We start from the raw sequence: 19,268 nt of genomic DNA on the forward strand, positions 1-19,268 counted from the left end.
CCGCTGTCTGAACCGGCGAATAAAAAATTTTTCCGACCCAGGCTTACACAACGCAGCGCGTTCTCGGCGATGTTGTTATCAATCTCTAGCGTACCGTCTTCGCAGTACAACGTCAGTGCGCTCCACTGGTTCAGCGTATAGTTGATCGCCTTGGCCGTATCGGACTTCGACGACAGCGTTTCGAGCTTTGCCTTGAGCCACGCTTCATAGATGTGAAGCAGCGGTCTGGCTTTCTCCTGCCGTATTCGCAGCCGTTCGGCTGCGGGCCTGCCGCGAATGGAGGCCTCGATGTCGTAGAGCCCGCCAATATATTCGAGTGCCTTTTGTGTTGTGTCCGACGGCGTGCGCACGTGGATGTCGTAGAACTTTCTCCTCGCGTGGGCATGGCATGCCGCCTCGCGTATCGAGCCATCGCGGAACAATTCGTCGAAGCCCGCGTAAGCGTCCGCTTGCAGAATCCCTTTGAAGCTGGCGAGATGGGTTTGAGGATGGATGCCTTGCCGGTTCGGCGAGTACGCGAACCAGACCGAAGCCGGTTGCGCCGAACCCGAGCGACGATCGTCGCGCACATAGACCCACAGCCGGCCGGTACGGGTCTTCCTGTTGCCCGGTGAGAGCACCGGGATCGGCGTGTCATCCGCGTGCAGCTTGGTAGCGGCCACGGTATAGCGGCGCAGCGCCTCTGTTAGCGGAGCGCACAGCGCCTCACACTGGCCAACCCAGCGCCCCATACTGGCCCGGTCAAGCGTCACGCCATCGCGCGCCGCGATCGTCGATTGCCGGTACAACGGCTGGTGGTCTGCATACTTCGAGACGAGGATGTCTGCCAGCAAGCTCGGATGGGCGATGCTCCGCTCGATCGGCAGCCCAGGCATCGGCAGCTGCGTGATCGTGCTGCAGCACGGGCAAACCAGTTTGCGCCGGATCGTGCGAATGACCTTGAACGCCGCTGCAACCCGGGCGAGTTGTTCGGATGAGTCCTCGCCGAGCGCCTGCATTGGTTGACCGCAATCAGGACAGCTTGATTCAGGCTCGAGCACATGATCCTCGCGCGGCAGATGCGCGGGAAGCGCTTGCCTGGAAGCCGCTTCGTCCGCCGTTGTGTTCGAGGTGGACGCATTTGCACCGAGGGCCTGCGCACGCTGCACATCCACAACGCCGCGCCCGGCGGCCAGATCCTCAAGTTGAGTCTCGAGCGTCTCGATTTGCCGCTGCAGCTGCTCGGACTTGCGACCAAACTGCATGCGCCTGAGCTTGTCGATCTGCGCCTTGAGCTGCTCAATCTCGACATCGCGTTCGGCAAGCAGACTACGGGCCTCGACCAGCAAGGCCTTCAGCAGTTCGATATCGTCAGGGAGATCGGCGCCGTTCGACATGCGCCGTAGTTTACGAGTCTGCCTCGCCGTTTACAACATCGATAATGCGGCGGTGCGGCGGGGCTGTCGCCAGTCGATGCCCTCAAGCAGCATCGACAGTTGTGCAGAGCTCAGATGGACCTTGCCACCGTCGGCCTTGGGCCATAAAAACGGCCTCGTTCAAGCCGCTTCGCGAGCAGCCAGATTCCGTCCTCCGTAGCCCAGAGAATCTTTACCAGATCGCCGCGACGGCCCCGGAAGATGTAGACGTTGCCGCCCAGCGGGTTCTCCTCAAGCGCTGTTTGTACCTTTGCGGCCAGCCCCTGAAACCCGCAGCGCATATCAGTGACGCCAGCAGCGATCCAGATGCGCGTGCCTGCCGGTAGGGAGATCATGAGCGCAGACTACCCAGCACGATTCGCAGCATATCGGCATCAACCTGGCCGTCCACTTTAACCACCGCACGACCGATCCGGATCTCGATTGTACCGACAGGTGATGCAGACTTCGCGCCTTGCGCTTGCGGCTCTACCGGAGCTGACGCAATGACCTCCGTCGGCGTGTCGCTGAGCAATACGACCGGAATGAGCCCGGCAGATCGAGCTTGCTGATCGGCCAGATATCGCCGCCGCCAGGTGAACAGCATGTTCGCGTTGATGCCATTCTCCCGGGCCAGCTTCGCGACTGATACGCCAGGCTCGCAAGCTGCTGCTGCCAGTCGCTCACGCAGCTCCCGTGGGTAGTTCGGGCGCCCCGTCCGGGAACCAGGCTTCTTCTCCGCAGACTGTGTCAAAGTGGTGCCCATCAGATTGGAAATGATGGGCATCACTTTGATGTCGCCCTCAGCCACCGTCTATAACGGCCGGCACGAGCCGCTTACATAGATTCCGCCACTAGCGAGCCCGATTTTGGCGGGAATGCCGGTCGCCAAGGCAGCGCGCGGCGCGGCGCGAAAGGGGCAGAAATGCGTGGGACGGTAAGACCATGACCAGGAACGGCACGCCGCCGACTTCCGGCCGCCACATTCCAGCAAGACCCGTGATACGGTGGCCCTGCGGCTGTGGAATACATAGAGAATTCCACATCCGTTGCCTCCAGACCGCGGCCCGTACTCACAGCCAGGTAAGAACGCCGGTTCATCACGAAAACGATCAGTACGGCAAGACGTATCCGCCAAACGAAGCCGTTAGATAATACGCTCGCGCTTGCCGCTCGTCAGAACCGTCGATGCAACCAACGCACCCGTGGCTCCCGGCTTTGCGATAGGACGCGTGCGCTTGAACATCAAGCCGCTCGCCGGGTCGGGCTGGGACGCGCACGCAAGCGTATCGACTACTTTCAGCTTTTGCTTCGGTGTCGCGAAGAGCGCCGCCAGCCGGTCAATGACCTGCGCGATGCAATCGCGCAGCAAGTCGGCGTTGAACCAGTCCATATCCTGCTACGTGGCCAGCCCACGCATAAAACGGCGGCGCTGATTTCCGTCGAGCGCATGCGATGAACAGGTAGCCCTCCGGAGTATTGAACGGGGCGGCGTCATGCGGCAAATGAAGGAAGCGGATGCCGTCAAAGCACGTCGCGAAATCGGCGATATCCGAGACCGGAACAGCATCCTTCGGCTCGCTGCGCACCTCCAGTTGCCAGCGCGGCGGACCATCAAGCTTTTCCTTCAGCTTTGCCACCTCGATATTCCACTCATCTGATGCAAGCGCGGCCAGTATCCGGTTGGCGTGCGGCCCCAGTTCCCGATGCAGGACTTCAGCCGCCTTATCGTAGACGCTAAGCCGACGGTCCGAGCGCGCCGCGATTCATCTTGCCTACAGCATCCCCTTCTAGAGCCTTCCGAGAATCAGCAGTACATAACGTACCGAGACCCTGATCACGGCTGGACTGTCGATCTCTTTCACAGCAAGAGCTTTAAGGTGTATGCGGTCGCGACTGCCAGCCAGCAGGCCAGGAGCTTCAACTGACACCCGAATATGCCCCGGCCGGGAGTGGCCGGGCTTGCATGAATCGAGGCATGTCTGTCGACGCTGCTGTTACGGAATCGCAAGTGCCGCCACAACTTCTTCCGACAGGAACCGCGATGGCTCGGTGAACATCGTCCCAGATGGTGCGTGATGGAACGGCGCATGAAGCAGATGCACCTGCTCCCGCGCGCGCGTGACCGCAACATAGAAGAGCCGCTGCTCTTCGGCGACGTCGCCGCGATTCATTTCCCGGTAAAAGGGAATCGAACCTTCCGTTACACCGAGAACAACGACATGCCGCCACTCGCCACCTTTCGCGCCGTGGATCGTTGACGTAACGATCTTTGCCTGCTGCGATAGCGCGCGAACATGGGCGCGCAAATCGCGCTCGTTTTCGAATCCGCGACACACCGCTTGCCAGCGTCCGAGTTCGGCGGCGAGATTCACCGGGGCGTTACCGGTTGCTCGTGCAAGACGCAAATAAATGCGTACGGCCATTACATAGCGCCCTTCGAACGACGGGATGCGAACAGCTTTCGCCAGCCAGCGCAAACACTCTTCAATCACCGGCCGCCTCACGTTCGCGCCCATGATCCGAAAAAGACGGCCAGCACGCCAGTCCCGCTTCGGTTTCCTCCCGGCCCGTGCGGTCCCGATACATGCTTGCACCAGCTTGAGCACGTCGAGCGCCTTTAGCACATGAGCGTACTGGCGTTCACTGAAGCCGGAATCCGTCTCGAAATTTTGCGCCAGTAGTGCCTGCTCGGCCAGCCGGACCTGCGCTTTCGTGCGGCCCAGTATGGCGATATGATTGGCCTCGGTGCCCTCACCGATCAGCTCGCGAACCAGCTCGACAACCATATCTTCCTGTTCGGTTGCTGAAGCGCAGCGCACAAGTGACGGCGTGACACCGTGACGGCTACCCGATACGCAGTCCCTGTCCCGGCTCAGGATCGCGTTCGCCAGCGCCGCGTTTTCGTGGGTAAGCCGGAACGAGCGAGTCAGTTCCAGTGTCACGGCGTCACGGATCACATTGCGAAAATCGTTCAACCTGCCGCCGATAAAACCGTACACTGCCTGCTTCGGGTCGCCAAACAGCATGATATTCCGAACGCGTTCGGCAAGCGCAGAAAGAAACGTGGCCTGCTCCGCACTCATATCCTGCGCTTCGTCGACCAGCACGTGCTGAAACGGCAGTGCACATGTAGCGAGAGCAGTACCTGCGCGACGAAGCATGGCCGGATAATCAATGCCACCAGCGCGCTCGACCGTCCGATCGTAGACCATCCGAATCGCGCGAAGCTCGGCCAGCACTTCGACGTAGTCCGGAAAGCCCGATTCTTTGTCGCGAACGAGGCGCGCAGCCAGTTCATCGCTACCGTTGCACCGCTTGATAAAGTCGACGAGCCGCGCCGCTTCGTACAGCAGCGACAAATCAAGCCCCGTCTTTTCCTTCACGCTACTGCGCGCCATCGGGCATCGCTTTATCGCTTGCTTCAACAGATCGAAGCTGCGCTTTGGCGTGAGCAGTAGCGGCATGTTCGATCCTGCGCGTGCCGTGCTACGCACAATGCCGAAACCGAAAGCATGAAACGTCTTTACCGTCACGCCAGGCGGCAGGCGTTCTTTCAGCACGGATACGGCTTTATCGGAAAAGCTCAGCACGAGGATACGCTCAGATCGCACGCCGCGATCAAGCAGACGACGAACCCGCGCGCAGAGTGTTTCCGTCTTGCCGCTGCCGGGGCATGCCCAAACAGCGACGCGCGACGCCGTCGTGTTGATGATCGCCAGTTGCTCCTGTGTGAATTTCATATTTTTTACGATCATTGCCTGATGCCGTGGTCTACGAAAACGGATATTTTTCACAGCCATTGCCTGCGACGCGTGACAGCGTGACGGGCATTCCGGTTGCTGCGGAACGGATATGGAGGTTGCGAAAATTCTCGTCCGAAATCAGGCTCGAAAGCAGCAGGGAAATGCAGAAAAACGCTAAAAACGTCGGTATAAATGGGGAGCGGGATAGACTGGAAATGAAGGAGGGAAAGGGATTGTTGGGGAAATATTTGGGGAAATTTGGGGTATATATCATTGCTTCCTGCAATCCCTTCCCGTCACGTTGTCACATCGTCACGCCGCTGATAAATGGAGTATTGTCGATACTCGATACGAGGTCACCGACGATCGAATTCTCGCGCCAGCAGTCCTGCAATACGATTGCGTCGCCGCGACGATACCGATCAAGTAGCCGGTTGGCGCGCTTTCGGAGTGCGGTGTCCGACACGTCGGCATTGTTCGCTGCAAGATGAAATCCGAGCTCGGCTTTCGACGGCAGCTTGAACAGTCGAAGGTGCTCGCGCCAGAACGCCTGATGGTCGAAACCGATGCAGTCGGACAGACTGAGCAGGCCGTATTGCGCCAGCGTTTCGACACCCTGAAACCGGTATTCAAGATGGCAGCACGGTTGTGCAAGGCGGTGCACGGGCCACAGCTTGCTCGGGCGATCCGCGTACATGACGACGTTGGTTCCGGTCTTCGTGCCGTCGTGGGACTTACGGCGGGCGAAATATGCTGTACCCTCCCTGAACTTTACGGGTTGGCGCATGTATGGGACGCGCAAACGCTCCAGCATGAAGTTGTAGACGGCAGTGGCACCTTCGTAGTTGTTCGCCAGCCAGTCGGCCGCCGGTTCGGTATAGCGGACGCAGGTACGGCGGCGCGCGCCGAGCGCGGATTGCAACTCGATCAGCGCCTGACGGCTGGGCTGAAAGACTCTTATTTCTGTTTGCCAGACCGGATTGAATTTCAGCGAATGGCCGCTTCGCACTTCCAGTTTGCGGCAGTGTCGCTCGACGAGGCGCGTCGGAATCTCGGGCGCGGGATGATCGGTCCAGAGGGTAACGCGGTCGAAGCCCAATACGGTACTTTCAATGATATCGAGCACGCGGAGCGTTTCGACCGACCCCTTGATGGGCGGTTTCAGTTTGTTCGATTTCATGGCGATGGGTAGCGGCGGCGACGCGCTGTTCGCGCGCGCCGTCGCGGCGGGTTACGGTTACGCTTTTGCGGCTTGCGCAGGCTTAGGGTTGCTCATGCCGCTCGCGTGAAGGGAGCGCAGAGCGGCAACGTCGATGGCGTAGAAGCGCGAGCGGCCACCGTCGACGCGGACCTGATATTGCGAGCCATCTCCATTCGTCACGAGCAGTCTTCGCTTGCGGAGCGCGTCGAGTACGCGGGCTTTATCGAGGCGACCAACGACGGATGCATCGAAAGTGCCGGAGTCGATCAACATCAGTTCATGGCCGTTTATGGACTTGAGACGGACTTCACAGTCATTGAACTTCGTGCGCTGATTGTGGTTGCCCGTGCTGAGCAACTTATTTACAGCATCGATGACACGACGTTCAAATGCAGTTTCCCGATCGCGATGATGTGCTGCCCACCGCTTCACGCACGTATCCATGACCTCGTCGGCCACGCCCCTGGTCCACGGAGCGACACCATACTGGCGTCCGCACGTAAGCGCGTAACGCAGCAAGGCGAACGAGCGCACAGCGGAAAGAGCGTAGCTTTCGTTTTGCACACCTGCCGCGGCGCTCAAGTAGCGGTCAATGAGTTTCGGCAGATTTGTGTCGGCGTTGCGAACGACCTTATCTTGATTGAGAAGCACGGCCTGGATGTACGTCACGGCCGCAATCGCCTCATGATGCACCGCCACGTTCGAAGATACCTGCGTGATTGCGGTCGGTGCGGCCTGATTCGGAGCGTCGAGATACATTTCGATGCAGCCGGACGGCGGTGTCGGCGATGCCAGATTGCCGGGGACATTGGCGTCCGTCGTGACGATCAGCGTCACCGGCGCGTGCGCCCGGCCGATCCTCTTCTCGCGAGTTTTAGTGGTTGCGCTGGCATCGAGGCGAATCTTGGCATGAGCGAATGCCTGCTTGCGCGACTTGGAACACATGAACTGAATGAGCGCATCGTCCGTGTCGCTGCGGCGCACAAGCAGCGGGGCGACAACCCTGGTACCGAACATGAAATCGGCGAGCACGGTGAGGCGTTGCAATTCCGCCTCGGGCAAGCCGGATGCGACAATCACAAGCGGGGTTTGGTCGAGCAGATGTATCAGCAGACTCGCGAGATGGGCCGCCACCAGAATGACCGTGGCGGCCGTGTGGTCCAACGCCAACGTTTCCAGCAGCTGCGTGATGTCGCCGTTCTGCTGCGGTTCGGGCGCGAGGCCGTCAGCGTAGACATTGATCGGCCCCAACGACGAAAACGCGGTATTGCCGTAGCGGTAGATCGTGCCGAAATCGCATCCGCTCACCCAGCCATGCGGTACGTCGTGCAGGCCGGTGGCGGAAGGCGGGTTGGAAGCGATAGCCGTGAGCGTCGCCGTTGCGGATGCAACCGGCGACGGGACGCCAGCCTTGATCAGGATGTCGCGCGTGCGCTTGTCCGATGTCAGTGCGTGCACCGGCAGCAGACGGCGAACGCGCCTGCCCGAGGCATGGTCGAACTCGGAGACATGGTGCGGGTTCTGGCCGTGCGGGTCGTACGCGGTCGCGATCATCTCGAAAGCAGGCCGCTGTGCAGCTTGAGCCGCGTGCGCGTTTTCCGGCTGTTCGGAGCGGTCGGCGGCACGCGGTTCCGTTGCCGGTTCGACATTGCACGGGACTTCCGCCGTGGACATTCCGGCGTTAATCTGATCGTTCATTGCGCCTCCGTACCGAGAGACGCTAAAAAACGAGCGACATCCGACAGTTTCCAGCCGCGTGCACGCGGGCCAAGAGCAACGGAGCGCGGCAAGCGCCCTGCCTTCTGCCATGCGTACGCAGTTGTTCGGCTAATCTGGAGAATGGCGAGCAACTCGGGCAGCCGAATGATTCTATCGGCCGTAGCCAGTGAAAAAGCTTGGTTGGTAGGCGCCTTCTCATTCACGCCAAGAGCAGGCGCGCAATTGTGTCCGGCGAGTTGACGACGTGCTACGTGCGACAAATCGTCGTATATCGCTGGGCGATTGGTCGCTTCGCCGCGAGACGTATGTGCGTCGTCAACGCAGCCCGGGGAGTCAAGATTGAGAGGAGCCGCGCAGGTTAGCGGCTGCTCAAGAGCGTGTTTGGAACCCATGGCAAACAGTTTGAGTTGGTGGTTCGGTTCGCAAAATAATCCAGACGCTGGGAAATCCTTTATCGACCATCACGCACCGAGCCGCTCGAATAGAAGGCTGGTATGTGAGCGCGTCTGGGCGCTTATAGGCTGCACACCTGTGAGCATGACTTCGCAAAAACAGGTGGTGATAAAGGGCTTCCGAGGCCTGGAATACTTTGCCCGACCCGATTCCCAAACTTCAGGGTTCTTAACATCGGTCGTATCCACAGACGACCGCGTTAGGCAGGGTTAGGACTGTACCATCTTTTACGATGCGCGCAATCCTGCCGAAACCCGACTGTTCCCAGACCGACTTGGGATGCTATATCGAAGTCGTGGTTGGTTCAGTTAGGACCTGAAGTCGCTGCCCCAAGGATTGCCACGCATGCGCCATCTCGTCGGCGTAATCGTGCTGCAAGTAGACTCGATCAAGCTTGTCCACTCGCGCGTGATTTAGGCAGCGATGAACGATGCTTTCTGCGATGCCGAGACTTTGCATTAGCGTTCCGCAGGTTCGCCGAAGATCGTGGCACTTCCACTGGCCGCCCTCAAGTAGCAAGGCGGTTGTGTGCTCGGTCCTGCCGGGCAACGGCTTGCGATTCACGCGCTGTCGATCTGCCAACGCTTTACCTACAGTCTGGTTGTTCATCGCAGTGCGATGATCGCGGCTTGACGGAAAAACAAATTCGCTTCGCAAGTCTTCCGTGAGCTTTTCGCGCCAATTCCACAGCGCAGCAAAATGCGAGTGCGTGAAGTCAGACATCTGCACATTGTGTGCAACGCCGGACTTCGCGTTCTCGGCGGGAATGAACCACGATTTATTGTCGAGGTCAACATGCTTCCAGCACGCAGCAACGGTTTCACCTACGCGTGTTCCTGTGGACAACATAATCCAGATCGCCGCACAGATTGAGAGCGATAGCTCCGCCTTCGGCATGAGGTAGGCAAGTGTGCGGATTTCGGTTTCGGTTAATACGCGATCACGCTCGTTGTCTCGCACCGGGTCGTAGCCGCCACTCACGATGTCTTCTGCCCTGATGGCCAAGATATCGCTGCTCGCAAGCAGGCGCTTCCACGGCTGATTTTGGTCACCCCAACGAAACATTTGTTTCAGATCAACAAGCAAGGCCGTCGCCTGTCTGTTCGCTCCGCGATCAGATATGGCGGTAAGGATTGGGCGCACGTCAGTCGCGTACAACTGTGTAAGTGTTTTGCGACCGATTTTTCCCAGCACGAATTTTTCGAATGTTCGCGTAATCTCGGCTCCGCCATCCTTCCGGCCGCGCTTGCCTCGTTTCGTTGCGATTGTCGGAAACCATGCGTCATACAAATCCTGGACCGTTTTGGCATCCGATTGCTGCTGCTCACGTTGGCGGCGTTGCGCCTCAAGATCATCCTTGACTTTTTGTTGATGGTCGACGCCACTTCGCGCCAGTGCGCGAATGGCGGCGGCCTCATGTCTTGCATCGGCAAGAGACAAGTGAGCGGCATCGGTAGTGGCCCCGTAGCGACGCGGAAGCGTTACCGTTGTCTCCTTGCCATCGACTGTGTATTTGACTTGCCAACTCTTGGTCTCGTCCGTAGCGATGCGGACTCGCAGGCCATCACCGTCCGACAGGCAATAAGCCTTATCCTTTCTTTTTGCTAACTCTATAACCCTAACCGTAAGCTTTCCCATGATGATGAGTTCGCAGAGCGTTTCGTTACCGCCATGTTACCGGATTTGATCCGGATTTAGCCGATCGATACAGGATTGAAACGCACCATCCCCATATTTTTATCGCGTAAAATCATGATGTTATATTTTACCGGCGTATCTTATCGTATCGTAACGATCTATCTGGAAAAGAATTTGGGATCAGAGGGTCGTAGGTTCGAATCCTATCGCTCCGACCACAGCTTCAAGCAAAAAGCCCAGCCTTAACCGGCTGGGCTTTTTGTTTTTCAGTCCTTCGACGCTTCCCGGCTGGGCAGCAATCCGGGCAATCCACACCCTGCCGCACCCTTCGCCGGCACACCCCATGCTCCCTACAATGGCAAAACACCGGCGAAAAACGAAACCGCGAAAAATAACGCCCCCCCGCCTCGCGACATCCCGCCCATCTCCCAGGAGAGCCGCTCATGAATCTCATCCTCTGGCGCCACGCCGAAGCCGAAGACTTTGCGTCCAGCGACCTCGCGCGCCAGCTCACCACACGGGGACGCAAGCAGGCGCAGAACGTCGCGCGCTGGTTGCGCTCACGTCTGCCCGAAGACGCCGTGATCCTCGCGAGCCCCGCCGCGCGCACGATCCAGACCGCCGAGGCGCTCACCGACCAGTACCGCGTGGTGCGCGAAATCGCGCCCGATGCCAGCGTCGACGCCGTGCTCACCGCCGCCGGCTGGCCCGATGGCATCGCCTCCACCGTTGTCGTGGTCGGCCATCAGCCGACGCTCGGCGAAGTCGCCGCGCACCTCCTGTCGCACGACAGCGACCGCCGCGGCTGGCCCGTGAAGAAGTCGGGCGTCCTCTGGATCAAAAGTCGCGAGCGCAACGGCGACGGCGCAGCCGTCCTGCTCGCCGCCATCACGCCCGAACTCGTCTGATCGGCGCCACACTGCGCGACTGCGCACCACGTCGCGCGCAAGATCGCGCGCCTTCGTCGCCCTCTCCTCACGCGCCGCCGCTCGCGGCGCGACTCCCCGCCTGAATGCCACCTAAGCCCGCCTGAACCCGCCGAAATTCCGCAAACGGCGTCACTAAACCGCACAACGGCCTCGCACCGCTCTGTCAGCCTTACAGAGCGTCATCGAATCGTCATTGCGTTTTCATGGAAACGTAACCGCGTATTACTAAATTGCCGGGAAAGTTCTCTTACTTCCCGACCAGGACGCCCCATGCGAGATCTGCCGATGCCCACCCTGCCGTTCGCCTCGAGCCTCTTCGAGTCGAATCGGCGTCTGCCGCGCGCCGAAGAAACGGTCACCGCGCAGCACCGCCTTCAGGTGGCCTGGGCTCGCAGCGACGAAGAACTGCGCGAAGCGCAGCGCCTGCGCTACCGCGTGTTCGCCGAGGAAATGGGCGCGCGTCTGACCGGCCCGGCCGGTCTCGACGTCGACGCCTTCGACCACTATTGCGATCACCTGATCGTGCGCGATCTCGACACGCTCAAGGTCGTCGGCACCTATCGCGTGCTGCCGCCGCACGAAGCCACGCGCATCGGCCGCCTGTACGCCGAGAGCGAATTCGACGTGTCGCGCCTCGCGCATCTGCGTCCGAAGATGGTCGAAGTGGGCCGCTCGTGCGTGCATCCCGACTACCGCAGCGGCTCGGTCATCATGTCGCTGTGGGGCGGTCTGGGCGCCTACATGACGCATAACGGCTACGAGACGATGCTCGGCTGCGCGAGCGTGGCGATGGCCGACGGCGGCCACTACGCGGCCAATCTCTACGCCTCGCTCGGCGCGAACGCGCTGACCGATCCGGAATACCGCGCCTTCCCGCACACGCCGCTGCCCGTCGAGGAACTGCGCACGGGCGGCAGCGCCGTGCCGCCGCCGCTGATCAAGGGCTATCTGCGTCTCGGCGCGAAGATCTGCGGCGCGCCGGCCTGGGATCCGGACTTCAACACCGCCGACTTCCTGACGCTGTTCCGTCTCTCGGACATCAACGAACGTTACGCGCGCCACTTCCTCGGCGAGGCCGCCACGCGCTGATCCACCGCGGCTTCACCGCATTCACGACGTCGCAAAACAAAACGCCCGGCCATTGAGCCGGGCGTTTTCATGTCCACATCGTCACGCAGGTCGTGCAGAACGCGCTGAGCGCGCGATCACTCTTCCGTATAAACCACGCGATACGGAATGCCGATCTTGCCCCACTCCGCCGCTTCCTGAACGAGGTTGTAATCGGTGAGCGGATTGTTCTGTACCCAGGCGTTCGGCAGCAGCACCTCGAAGCCCTCGCCTTCGCGCATGACCTTGATGTGCGGCAGGCCGACATCGGCGCGACGGCGGCTCAGCAGCGCGGCCAGACGCAGGCAGAACAGCAGCGGCCATTCGACGTCGCGCGCCTGCGAGAGCTTGCCGAGCTTGCCCACGTGGCCGAGCACGAGCGCCGCGAGACGCGCCTGGTCGGTGCGCGAGAAGCCCGGCATGTCGGCGTTGCTGGCGATATAGGCCGAATGCTTGTGATACGCGCTGTGCGAAATCGACAGGCCGATCTCGTGCAGCGACGCCGCCCAGTTCAGGAAGTTGCGGCTTTCCTCGCGGCGCTCCGCGTCGGGTTCTTCGAGCTGGTCGTAGAAGCTCACCGCGAGTTCGGCGATACGGCTCGCCTGCGCGCGATCCACGCCATAGCGGCGCATGAAGCCTTCCACCGTGACCGTGCGCATGTCTTCGTGCTGCGACCGGCCGAGCAGGTCGTAGAGCACGCCCAGACGCAGCGCGCCGTCGGTGGTGTCGACGTAATCGATGCCCAGTTCGTCGAACACGGCGATCATGATCGACAAGCCGCCCGCCAGCACCGGAATGCGGTCGGGCTTGAGCGCGACGAGCTTCAGCCGGTTGACGTTCTCCGCCTTGATCAGCGCGCGCTTCAGGCGTTCCAGGCCGCCGCGCGAAATGCCGTGCGTGATGCCCGCATCGTTGAAGCCGTTCGCCTCGACGAGTTCGGCCAGCGCGCGCGCGGTGCCCGAGGAGCCGATCGCCTGATCCCAGCCGGTCGCGCGGTAGTCGGAGGAAATGATCTGGATTTCGCGCGTGGCGGCGAGTTCCGCCTGGCGCATGGTGTATTCGTCGACGTTGCCGGCCGGGAAGAACTGGCGGCTATGGCTCACGCAGCCGATATACAGGCTTTCCATGCGGATCGGCGTGTAGTGCGAACCGATGATGAACTCGGTCGAGCCGCCGCCGATATCCACCACGAAGCGCTTGCCCGCGCTCGCCGGCACCGAATGCGCCGCGCCCGCGTAGATGAGGCGCGCTTCTTCGCGGCCCGCGATCACTTCGATCGGGAAGCCGAGCGCGGCTTCGGCCTCGCCGAGAAATTCGCGCGAGTTCTTGGCGACGCGCAGCGTGTTGGTCGCCACGGCGCGCACGTGATCCGGATGAAAGTCGCGCAGACGTTCGCCGAAACGCTTGAGCGCGTCCCAGCCGCGCACCTGCGAGGCGCGGTCGAGCTGTTTGTCCTTCGACAGGCCCGCGGCAAGGCGCACGGGTTCACGCAGGGCGTCGACCGGGTAGATCTGGCTGCCGGCGTCGGTTTCTTCGACCCGACCGACGATCAGACGAAAGCTGTTCGAACCGAGGTCGACGGCGGCAAGCAATTGCGGATTGGTGACCATCGAGGGGGCGGGCTCCATGCGTGCGAACGCGGTCATGCGGGCTCGTTGAGCAGCGGCCGCGTTGTCCAAATATGCCATTTTAAGCGTACCCGACTTCGTCATGTCGCACCTCGCGCGAGTGACGGTCAGAAACGCCCGCAACGGGACTTTCGGGGACACCCTGACCCACTGTGCATGATTGCCGCCCAAGGTGTCGAACACGTGAAAATGCGGCGTAGAATTTATGACACACCAATTGTCACAATAAAGTCATATTACTGTGAGAATTTCCGAGCGTCCGTTCGAATCATCCCCCGAAATTCCGCGTTCACTGCCAATGTCCATCCGCTACCCCCTTCTCAATCGCGAACTGGGCATTCTGGGATTCAACGAGCGTGTGCTCGCACAGGCCGCCGACCCCACCGTTCCCTTGCTGGAGCGCTTGCGCTTCATCTGCATCACCAGCAGCAATCTCGACGAATTCTTCGAAGTCCGCATGGCCGGGCTGCAGGAGCAGATGCGCGACAACCCGGGCGTGCTCTCGCCCGACGGCATGTCGCTGCAACACGTCTACGAACTCGTGGTCGAGCGCGCGCAGCGCCTCGTGCACCGCCAGTACCGCATGCTGCACGACACCGTGCTGCCCGCGCTCGAAGAAGAAGGCATCTACTTTCACGGCACCGACGCCTGGAACGAAGCGCAGACCGCCTGGGCGCGCAGGTATTTCCTCGACGAACTGCTGCCCGTGCTCACGCCGATCGGCCTCGACCCCGCACACCCGTTCCCGCGCGTGCTCAACAAGAGCCTGAACTTCGTGGTCGAACTCGAAGGCAAGGACGCCTTCGGCCGTCAGGCGCTGATGGGCATCGTGCAAGCGCCGCGCGCGCTGCCGCGACTCGTGCGGATGCCACAGGAACTGTCGGGCTTCCAGCACGGCTTCGTCCTGCTTGGCTCGCTGCTGCAACGTTTCGTGGGCGAGTTGTTTCCGAACCTCGTGGTGCGCAGCTGCAACCAGTTCCGCATCACGCGCAACAGCGAGCTGTTCGTCGACGAAGACGAAATCACCAATCTGCGCGTCGCGCTGCAAGGCGAGCTGCCCGCGCGCCATCTGGGCAACGCGGTGCGCCTCGAAGTGTCGGCGGATACGCCCGTGCACCTCGTGCGGCGTCTGCTCGACGAGAGCGGCCTGAACGAGAAGGACTGCTACTACGTCGACGGCCCGGTGAATCTCGTGCGCCTCATGCAGTTGCCCGAGATGGTCGATCGCCCCGATCTCAAGTTCGTGCCGCACGTGCCCGCGATTCCGCAGCGCATCGCGGCCAACAGCAACATGTTCGACGTAATCGATCAGGGCGACGTGCTGCTGCATCATCCGTACGAAAGCTTCCAGCCCGTGCTGGAGCTGCTGCTGCAAGCCGCCAACGATCCGAACGTGGTCGCGATCAAGCAGACCATCTACCGCACCGGCACCGACTCGCCGCTGATGGACGCGCTCATGCAGGCCGCGCGCAACGGCAAGGAAGTGACGGTGGTCGTGGAACTGCTCGCGCGCTTCGACGAAGAGACCAACATCAACTGGGCTTCGCAGCTCGAAGCCGTGGGCGCGCATGTGGTGTACGGCGTGGTCGGCCACAAGTGCCACGCCAAGATGATGCTGATCGTGCGCCGCGTACCCGTGAACGGCCGCATGCAGCTGCGCCGCTACGTGCACCTCGGCACCGGCAACTATCATCCGCGCACGGCGCGTCTCTACACCGACTTCGGCCTCATGACCTCGGAGCCGAAGACCTGCGAGGACGTGCATCACGTGTTCCAGCAGCTCACCGGCATCGGCGGCGAGCTGCAACTGCACGAACTGTGGCAGTCGCCGTTCACGTTGCATCCGAAGCTCGTCGAGTCGATCCGCGCCGAAGCCGAAGCCGCGCGCCAGGGCAAGAAAGCACGCATCGTCGCGAAGATGAACGCGCTACTCGAACCCACCGTGATCGACGAGCTATACGAAGCCTCGCAGGCGGGCGTGAAGATCGATCTGATCGTGCGCGGCGTGTGCTCGCTGCAGCCGGGCGTGCCGGGGCTGTCGGAGAACATCACGGTGCGCTCGATCGTCGGGCGCTTCCTGGAACACCATCGCATCTACTACTTCTACGCAGGCGGCGCGGAGAACGTCTATCTGTCGAGCGCCGACTGGATGGACCGCAATCTGTTCCGCCGCGTCGAAGTCGCGTTCCCGATTCACGATCGCCGCCTGAAGCGCCGCGTGATCGCCGAAGGGCTTTCGTGTTTCCTCGGCGACAACCAGTCGGCGTGGCTCATGCAAAGCGACGGCCACTACAAGCGCCGCCGCGCCGGCAAGGCCGTGCGCAACGCGCAGATGAGCCTGCTCGCGAAGTTCTGTTCGTGAAAGTTTGAAGCGTCTGAAGCCCGCGCCTTTGCCGATGGCGTAAAAAAAGCCGCTTCGAACGAAGCGGCTTTTTTATTGGGCGCCGGTGAAACCATGTACTACGCGATGCGCCACCCATCCCACCGCGCTCACACCGGCGCAGGTTGACGCCGCGTCGTACGCGCCGACGGAAAGCGCACGGTGAACGTACTGCCGCGCCCTTCTTCGCTCTTCACCTCGAGCGCCGCATCGTGACGCTGCAGCACATGCTTGACGATGGCGAGCCCGAGACCCGTGCCGCCCGTATCGCGCGAACGGCTGCGGTCCACGCGATAGAAACGCTCGGTCAGGCGCGGAATGTCGCTGGCCGGAATGCCGAAGCCGGTGTCGGTGACCGAGAACACCGCCTGGCCGCCTTCCACGCGCCACGCCAGATGCACCTTGCCGCCTTCGGGCGTGTAGCGCACGGCATTGGTCGCGAGATTGCCCAGCGCGCTGAGAATTTCGGTTTCCGAGCCCGTAAGCGAGAGCCCGTCGTCGAAATCGGCGCTGATCCGATGATGGCCGCCCGAGAGGCTTTCCGCGTCTTCGCGCACGTGGACGAGCACGGCGCGCATGTCGATCATCTGATCACCCGGCGAACGCCCTTCGCCTTCGAGCTTCGCCAGCACGAGCAGATCGGTCACGATGTGACGCATGCGCGACGCCTGCTGCTCCATGAGGTCGAAATAGCGGTTGCGCTCGTCTTCGGACAGCGGCAACTCGCGCATCGTCTCCAGAAAGCCCGAGAGCACCGTGAGCGGCGTCTTGAGTTCGTGCGAGACGTTGGCCACGAAGTCGCGGCGCATGGCGTCCGTGCGTTCGAGTTCGGTGATGTCCTGCGAGAGCACGAGCTTGCGGTTGTCGCCGTAGGGAAACACCTGCACCGAGAGCACGTTCTGCCGCTTCGTGCCCATGCCGCGCATGATCAGCATCTCCTTGTAGTCGTGCGAATTCAGATAGCGCACGAAGTCGGGCTGACGCACGAGATGGGTGATGTGCTGGCGCAGGTCGCGTTTGGCGTCGAGGCCGAAATGGACTTCGGAAATCGCGTTGCACCACTCGATCTGATCGTGATCGTCGAGCATGGCCACGCCGTTGGGCGACGCCTGAATGGCCTGGATGAAGCGCGAGTGCTGCTGCTCGACCTGGCGCACCTGGGCGTGCCAGCGCTTCGCGAGTTTGTGCAGGCGGTAATAGATTTCGCCCCACACGCCCGGCGCGCTCGGCACTTCGCCGTAGACCGGCGCGTCGAGCAGACGCCACAGGCGCTGTTTGTGGAACGTGCTGAAAACCATTTGCGCGGCCAGCAGCGCGACGGCCAGCGCCAGTGCGAGCTTCACGCCGAAAAACGCGCCGACGCCCGTGCAGACGAGCGCAAGCAGCACGATCGATACGAGGGCGCGCGCCCAGATGATGTTCATGTTCCTGCGATCGATGAGAAGAGGAGTCCGGACCGGGGCGCTGCGGAATCGGAAAGCGCCGGCGCGCGCATCAAGCAGGCTTGCGCTGCGTCACCGGCGTACTGCCGCCCGAGCGCGGGCGCTCAGGCTTCGGAGCGGCTCAGCAACTGAGCGCCCCGCTCACCCGCTTGCCGGTTCAGGCGCTCTTGGCGAGCCGGTAGCCGCTGCCGCGCACCGTTTCGATCATAGCATCGCAGCCCGCGGGCTTGAGCGCGGCGCGCAGACGCTTGATATGCACGTCGACGGTCCGTTCCTCGACGAACACGTGGTCGCCCCACACCTGATCGAGCAGTTGCGTGCGGCTGTGCACGCGCTCCGGATGCGTCATGAAGAAGTGCAGCAGACGGAACTCGGTCGGGCCAAGATCGAGCTTGATCTCCGAGCCTTCGGCGTGCGCCGCGACGCGGTGCGTGGCCGGGTCGAGCTTGAGACCGTTGATGGCGACCACGTCTTCCGTGAGCTGCGGCGCGCGGCGGCGCAGGACCGCCTTGATGCGCGCCATCAGTTCCTTCGGCGAAAACGGCTTCGTGACGTAGTCGTCGGCGCCGATTTCGAGGCCAAGCACCTTGTCCTGCTCGTCGCCGCGCGCGGTCAGCATGATGATCGGAATATGCTTCGTGCGCTCGTTGTTGCGCAGATCGCGCGCGAAATTGACGCCCGACTTGCCCGGCAACATCCAGTCGAGCAGGATGAGGTCGGGCAGCACGTCGCTGATCAGGTTCTGCGCCTGTTCCGCGTTGTACGCGCGAATCGGGCAATGACCCGCGTGTTGCAGGTTCACGGAAATCAGCTCGGAAATCGCGGGCTCATCTTCGATGACGAGAATGCTGCTGGGCATCGGCACCTCTGGCACTAAGACCTGTTAAACCGTTGTAACGTGATGTGAAGGATCAGCTGAGCGCTTCGCGCTCGAGTGCGTCGCGCGACTTGTGGCGCACGTCGGTGCCCTTCACGATGTAGATGATGAATTCGGCGATGTTCTTCGCGTGGTCGCCGATCCGCTCGATCGCCTTGGCGATGAACAGATAGTCGAGGCCCACGGAAATCGTGCGCGGATCTTCCATCATGTAGCTCACGAGCTTGCGCACGAAAGCACGGAATTCCTCGTCGATCGCCTTGTCGTCGCGCACGATCTGCGCGGCCGCCACGGTGTCGAGACGCGCGAACGCGTCGAGCGCGCGGCGCAGGATCGACACGGCCATCTCGCCCGAGACCTTGATCTCGGCGATGTTCACCGCGCGCGAGGCGCCGTCTTCCATCAGGCGCTTGGTGCGCTTGGCGATCTTTTCGGCTTCGTCGCCGGCGCGCTCGAGGTTCGTGATGGTCTTCGAGATCGCGAGCACGAGACGCAGGTCGCGCGCGGCCGGCTGACGGCGCGCGATGATGTTGCTGCACTCTTCGTCGATCTCGACTTCCATCGTGTTGAGGCGGTCTTCGGCGGCGATCACGCGCTCGGCGGCTTCGCCGTCGAACTCGTTGAGGGCCTGCATCGCCGTGATGATCTGCGATTCCACGAGGCCGCCCATTTCGAGCACCTTCGACGAAATCAGGTTCAGGTCGGCGTCGAACTGGCTGGACAGATGCTTGTCGGACATGTCGTTTCTCCCTTC

The 19,268-nt window shown here is 61.6% G+C and carries 15 protein-coding genes and 1 pseudogene; 3 read left to right on the plus strand and 13 right to left on the minus strand.

The features are described 5' to 3' along the window. From tnpC to BMY06_RS14135, 9 genes and pseudogenes are all read right to left on the minus strand, one after another. On the minus strand, positions 1 to 1,376 hold a 1,376-nt coding region (tnpC, locus tag BMY06_RS14090), incomplete at its 3' end, for an IS66 family transposase (protein ID WP_074984035.1). A 30-nt stretch (positions 1,377 to 1,406) separates the two neighbouring features. Then, positions 1,407 to 1,750, minus strand: a pseudogene (tnpB, locus tag BMY06_RS14095) (IS66 family insertion sequence element accessory protein TnpB). Next, positions 1,747 to 2,181, minus strand: coding sequence for an IS66-like element accessory protein TnpA (tnpA, locus tag BMY06_RS14100; RefSeq protein WP_176087193.1), 435 nt, complete (start codon positions 2,179 to 2,181; stop codon positions 1,747 to 1,749). Before tnpA ends, tnpB begins: the two are co-directional and overlap by 4 nt. Positions 2,182 to 2,541: 360 nt before the next feature. Continuing rightward, complete coding sequence (locus BMY06_RS14105; protein ID WP_074983801.1) at positions 2,542 to 2,787, minus strand: hypothetical protein; 246 nt, start codon at positions 2,785 to 2,787, stop codon at positions 2,542 to 2,544. Positions 2,788 to 3,391: 604 nt separating this feature from the next. Then, positions 3,392 to 5,191, minus strand: a complete 1,800-nt coding sequence (locus BMY06_RS14115) for an ATP-dependent helicase (protein ID WP_244144303.1) — start codon at positions 5,189 to 5,191, stop codon at positions 3,392 to 3,394. Between the two features lie 253 nt (positions 5,192 to 5,444). Continuing rightward, positions 5,445 to 6,320: a hypothetical protein gene (locus BMY06_RS14120; protein WP_074983805.1), complete on the minus strand. Its 876-nt coding sequence runs from the start codon at positions 6,318 to 6,320 to the stop codon at positions 5,445 to 5,447. Positions 6,321 to 6,377: 57 nt separating this feature from the next. After that, on the minus strand, positions 6,378 to 8,039 hold the full coding sequence (locus BMY06_RS14125; RefSeq protein ID WP_074983806.1) for a hypothetical protein: 1,662 nt from the start codon (positions 8,037 to 8,039) through the stop codon (positions 6,378 to 6,380). Then, positions 8,036 to 8,452 carry a helix-turn-helix transcriptional regulator gene (locus tag BMY06_RS40160; RefSeq protein ID WP_080180346.1) on the minus strand — a complete coding sequence of 139 codons (417 nt, stop codon included), beginning with the start codon at positions 8,450 to 8,452 and terminating at the stop codon, positions 8,036 to 8,038. The genes BMY06_RS14125 and BMY06_RS40160 overlap by 4 nt, the downstream gene beginning before the upstream one ends. Before the next feature lie 343 nt (positions 8,453 to 8,795). Further along, entirely contained in the window at positions 8,796 to 10,151 is a 1,356-nt protein-coding gene (locus BMY06_RS14135; protein WP_074983807.1) for a tyrosine-type recombinase/integrase, read from the minus strand. Positions 10,152 to 10,594: 443 nt separating this feature from the next. Here BMY06_RS14135 and sixA point away from each other — a divergent pair, with 443 nt between their 5' ends. Together sixA and BMY06_RS14145 are read left to right on the plus strand one after the other, a co-directional pair. Then, the gene (sixA, locus tag BMY06_RS14140; RefSeq protein ID WP_065061357.1) at positions 10,595 to 11,059 is read left to right on the plus strand and encodes a phosphohistidine phosphatase SixA; all 465 of its coding nucleotides are present in this window, start codon (positions 10,595 to 10,597) and stop codon (positions 11,057 to 11,059) included. 291 nt (positions 11,060 to 11,350) lie between these two features. Then, entirely contained in the window at positions 11,351 to 12,169 is an 819-nt protein-coding gene (locus BMY06_RS14145) for a GNAT family N-acetyltransferase (RefSeq protein ID WP_065061356.1), read from the plus strand. A gap of 116 nt (positions 12,170 to 12,285) precedes the next feature. Here BMY06_RS14145 and ppx read toward each other — a convergent pair whose 3' ends face one another. Then, positions 12,286 to 13,875 (minus strand): exopolyphosphatase, encoded by a 1,590-nt coding sequence (ppx, locus tag BMY06_RS14150; protein WP_065061412.1) that lies wholly within the window; start codon positions 13,873 to 13,875, stop codon positions 12,286 to 12,288. Positions 13,876 to 14,113: 238 nt separating this feature from the next. On the opposite strand from ppx, the gene ppk1 reads away from it, so the two are divergent. Further along, on the plus strand, positions 14,114 to 16,177 hold the full coding sequence (gene ppk1, locus BMY06_RS14155) for a polyphosphate kinase 1 (RefSeq protein WP_065061355.1): 2,064 nt from the start codon (positions 14,114 to 14,116) through the stop codon (positions 16,175 to 16,177). 128 nt (positions 16,178 to 16,305) lie between these two features. On the opposite strand, the gene phoR is transcribed toward ppk1, so the two are convergent. From phoR to phoU, 3 genes are all read right to left on the minus strand, one after another. After that, the gene (gene phoR, locus BMY06_RS14160; protein WP_065061354.1) at positions 16,306 to 17,619 is read right to left on the minus strand and encodes a phosphate regulon sensor histidine kinase PhoR; all 1,314 of its coding nucleotides are present in this window, start codon (positions 17,617 to 17,619) and stop codon (positions 16,306 to 16,308) included. Between the two features lie 175 nt (positions 17,620 to 17,794). Then, positions 17,795 to 18,496, minus strand: coding sequence for a phosphate regulon transcriptional regulator PhoB (gene phoB / locus BMY06_RS14165; RefSeq protein ID WP_027817258.1), 702 nt, complete (start codon positions 18,494 to 18,496; stop codon positions 17,795 to 17,797). Positions 18,497 to 18,548: 52 nt separating this feature from the next. Beyond that, positions 18,549 to 19,253: a phosphate signaling complex protein PhoU gene (phoU, locus tag BMY06_RS14170; RefSeq protein ID WP_065061353.1), complete on the minus strand. Its 705-nt coding sequence runs from the start codon at positions 19,251 to 19,253 to the stop codon at positions 18,549 to 18,551. Positions 19,254 to 19,268 lie beyond the last annotated feature (15 nt).

It is taken from the genome of Paraburkholderia tropica, assembly GCF_900109265.1.
Taxonomy (GTDB): Bacteria; Pseudomonadota; Gammaproteobacteria; order Burkholderiales; family Burkholderiaceae; genus Paraburkholderia; species Paraburkholderia tropica.

Coding starts and splice junctions, on each gene's coding strand:
- tnpA (WP_176087193.1), bottom strand. CDS start 2,181: ATGCCCATCATTTCCAATCTGATGGGCACCACTTTGACACAGTCTGCG.
- BMY06_RS14105 (WP_074983801.1), bottom strand. CDS start 2,787: ATGGACTGGTTCAACGCCGACTTGCTGCGCGATTGCATCGCGCAGGTC.
- BMY06_RS14120 (WP_074983805.1), bottom strand. CDS start 6,320: ATGAAATCGAACAAACTGAAACCGCCCATCAAGGGGTCGGTCGAAACG.
- BMY06_RS14125 (WP_074983806.1), bottom strand. CDS start 8,039: ATGAACGATCAGATTAACGCCGGAATGTCCACGGCGGAAGTCCCGTGC.
- BMY06_RS40160 (WP_080180346.1), bottom strand. CDS start 8,452: ATGGGTTCCAAACACGCTCTTGAGCAGCCGCTAACCTGCGCGGCTCCT.
- BMY06_RS14135 (WP_074983807.1), bottom strand. CDS start 10,151: ATGGGAAAGCTTACGGTTAGGGTTATAGAGTTAGCAAAAAGAAAGGAT.
- sixA (WP_065061357.1), top strand. CDS start 10,595: ATGAATCTCATCCTCTGGCGCCACGCCGAAGCCGAAGACTTTGCGTCC.
- BMY06_RS14145 (WP_065061356.1), top strand. CDS start 11,351: ATGCGAGATCTGCCGATGCCCACCCTGCCGTTCGCCTCGAGCCTCTTC.
- ppx (WP_065061412.1), bottom strand. CDS start 13,875: ATGGCATATTTGGACAACGCGGCCGCTGCTCAACGAGCCCGCATGACC.
- ppk1 (WP_065061355.1), top strand. CDS start 14,114: ATGTCCATCCGCTACCCCCTTCTCAATCGCGAACTGGGCATTCTGGGA.
- phoR (WP_065061354.1), bottom strand. CDS start 17,619: ATGAACATCATCTGGGCGCGCGCCCTCGTATCGATCGTGCTGCTTGCG.
- phoB (WP_027817258.1), bottom strand. CDS start 18,496: ATGCCCAGCAGCATTCTCGTCATCGAAGATGAGCCCGCGATTTCCGAG.
- phoU (WP_065061353.1), bottom strand. CDS start 19,253: ATGTCCGACAAGCATCTGTCCAGCCAGTTCGACGCCGACCTGAACCTG.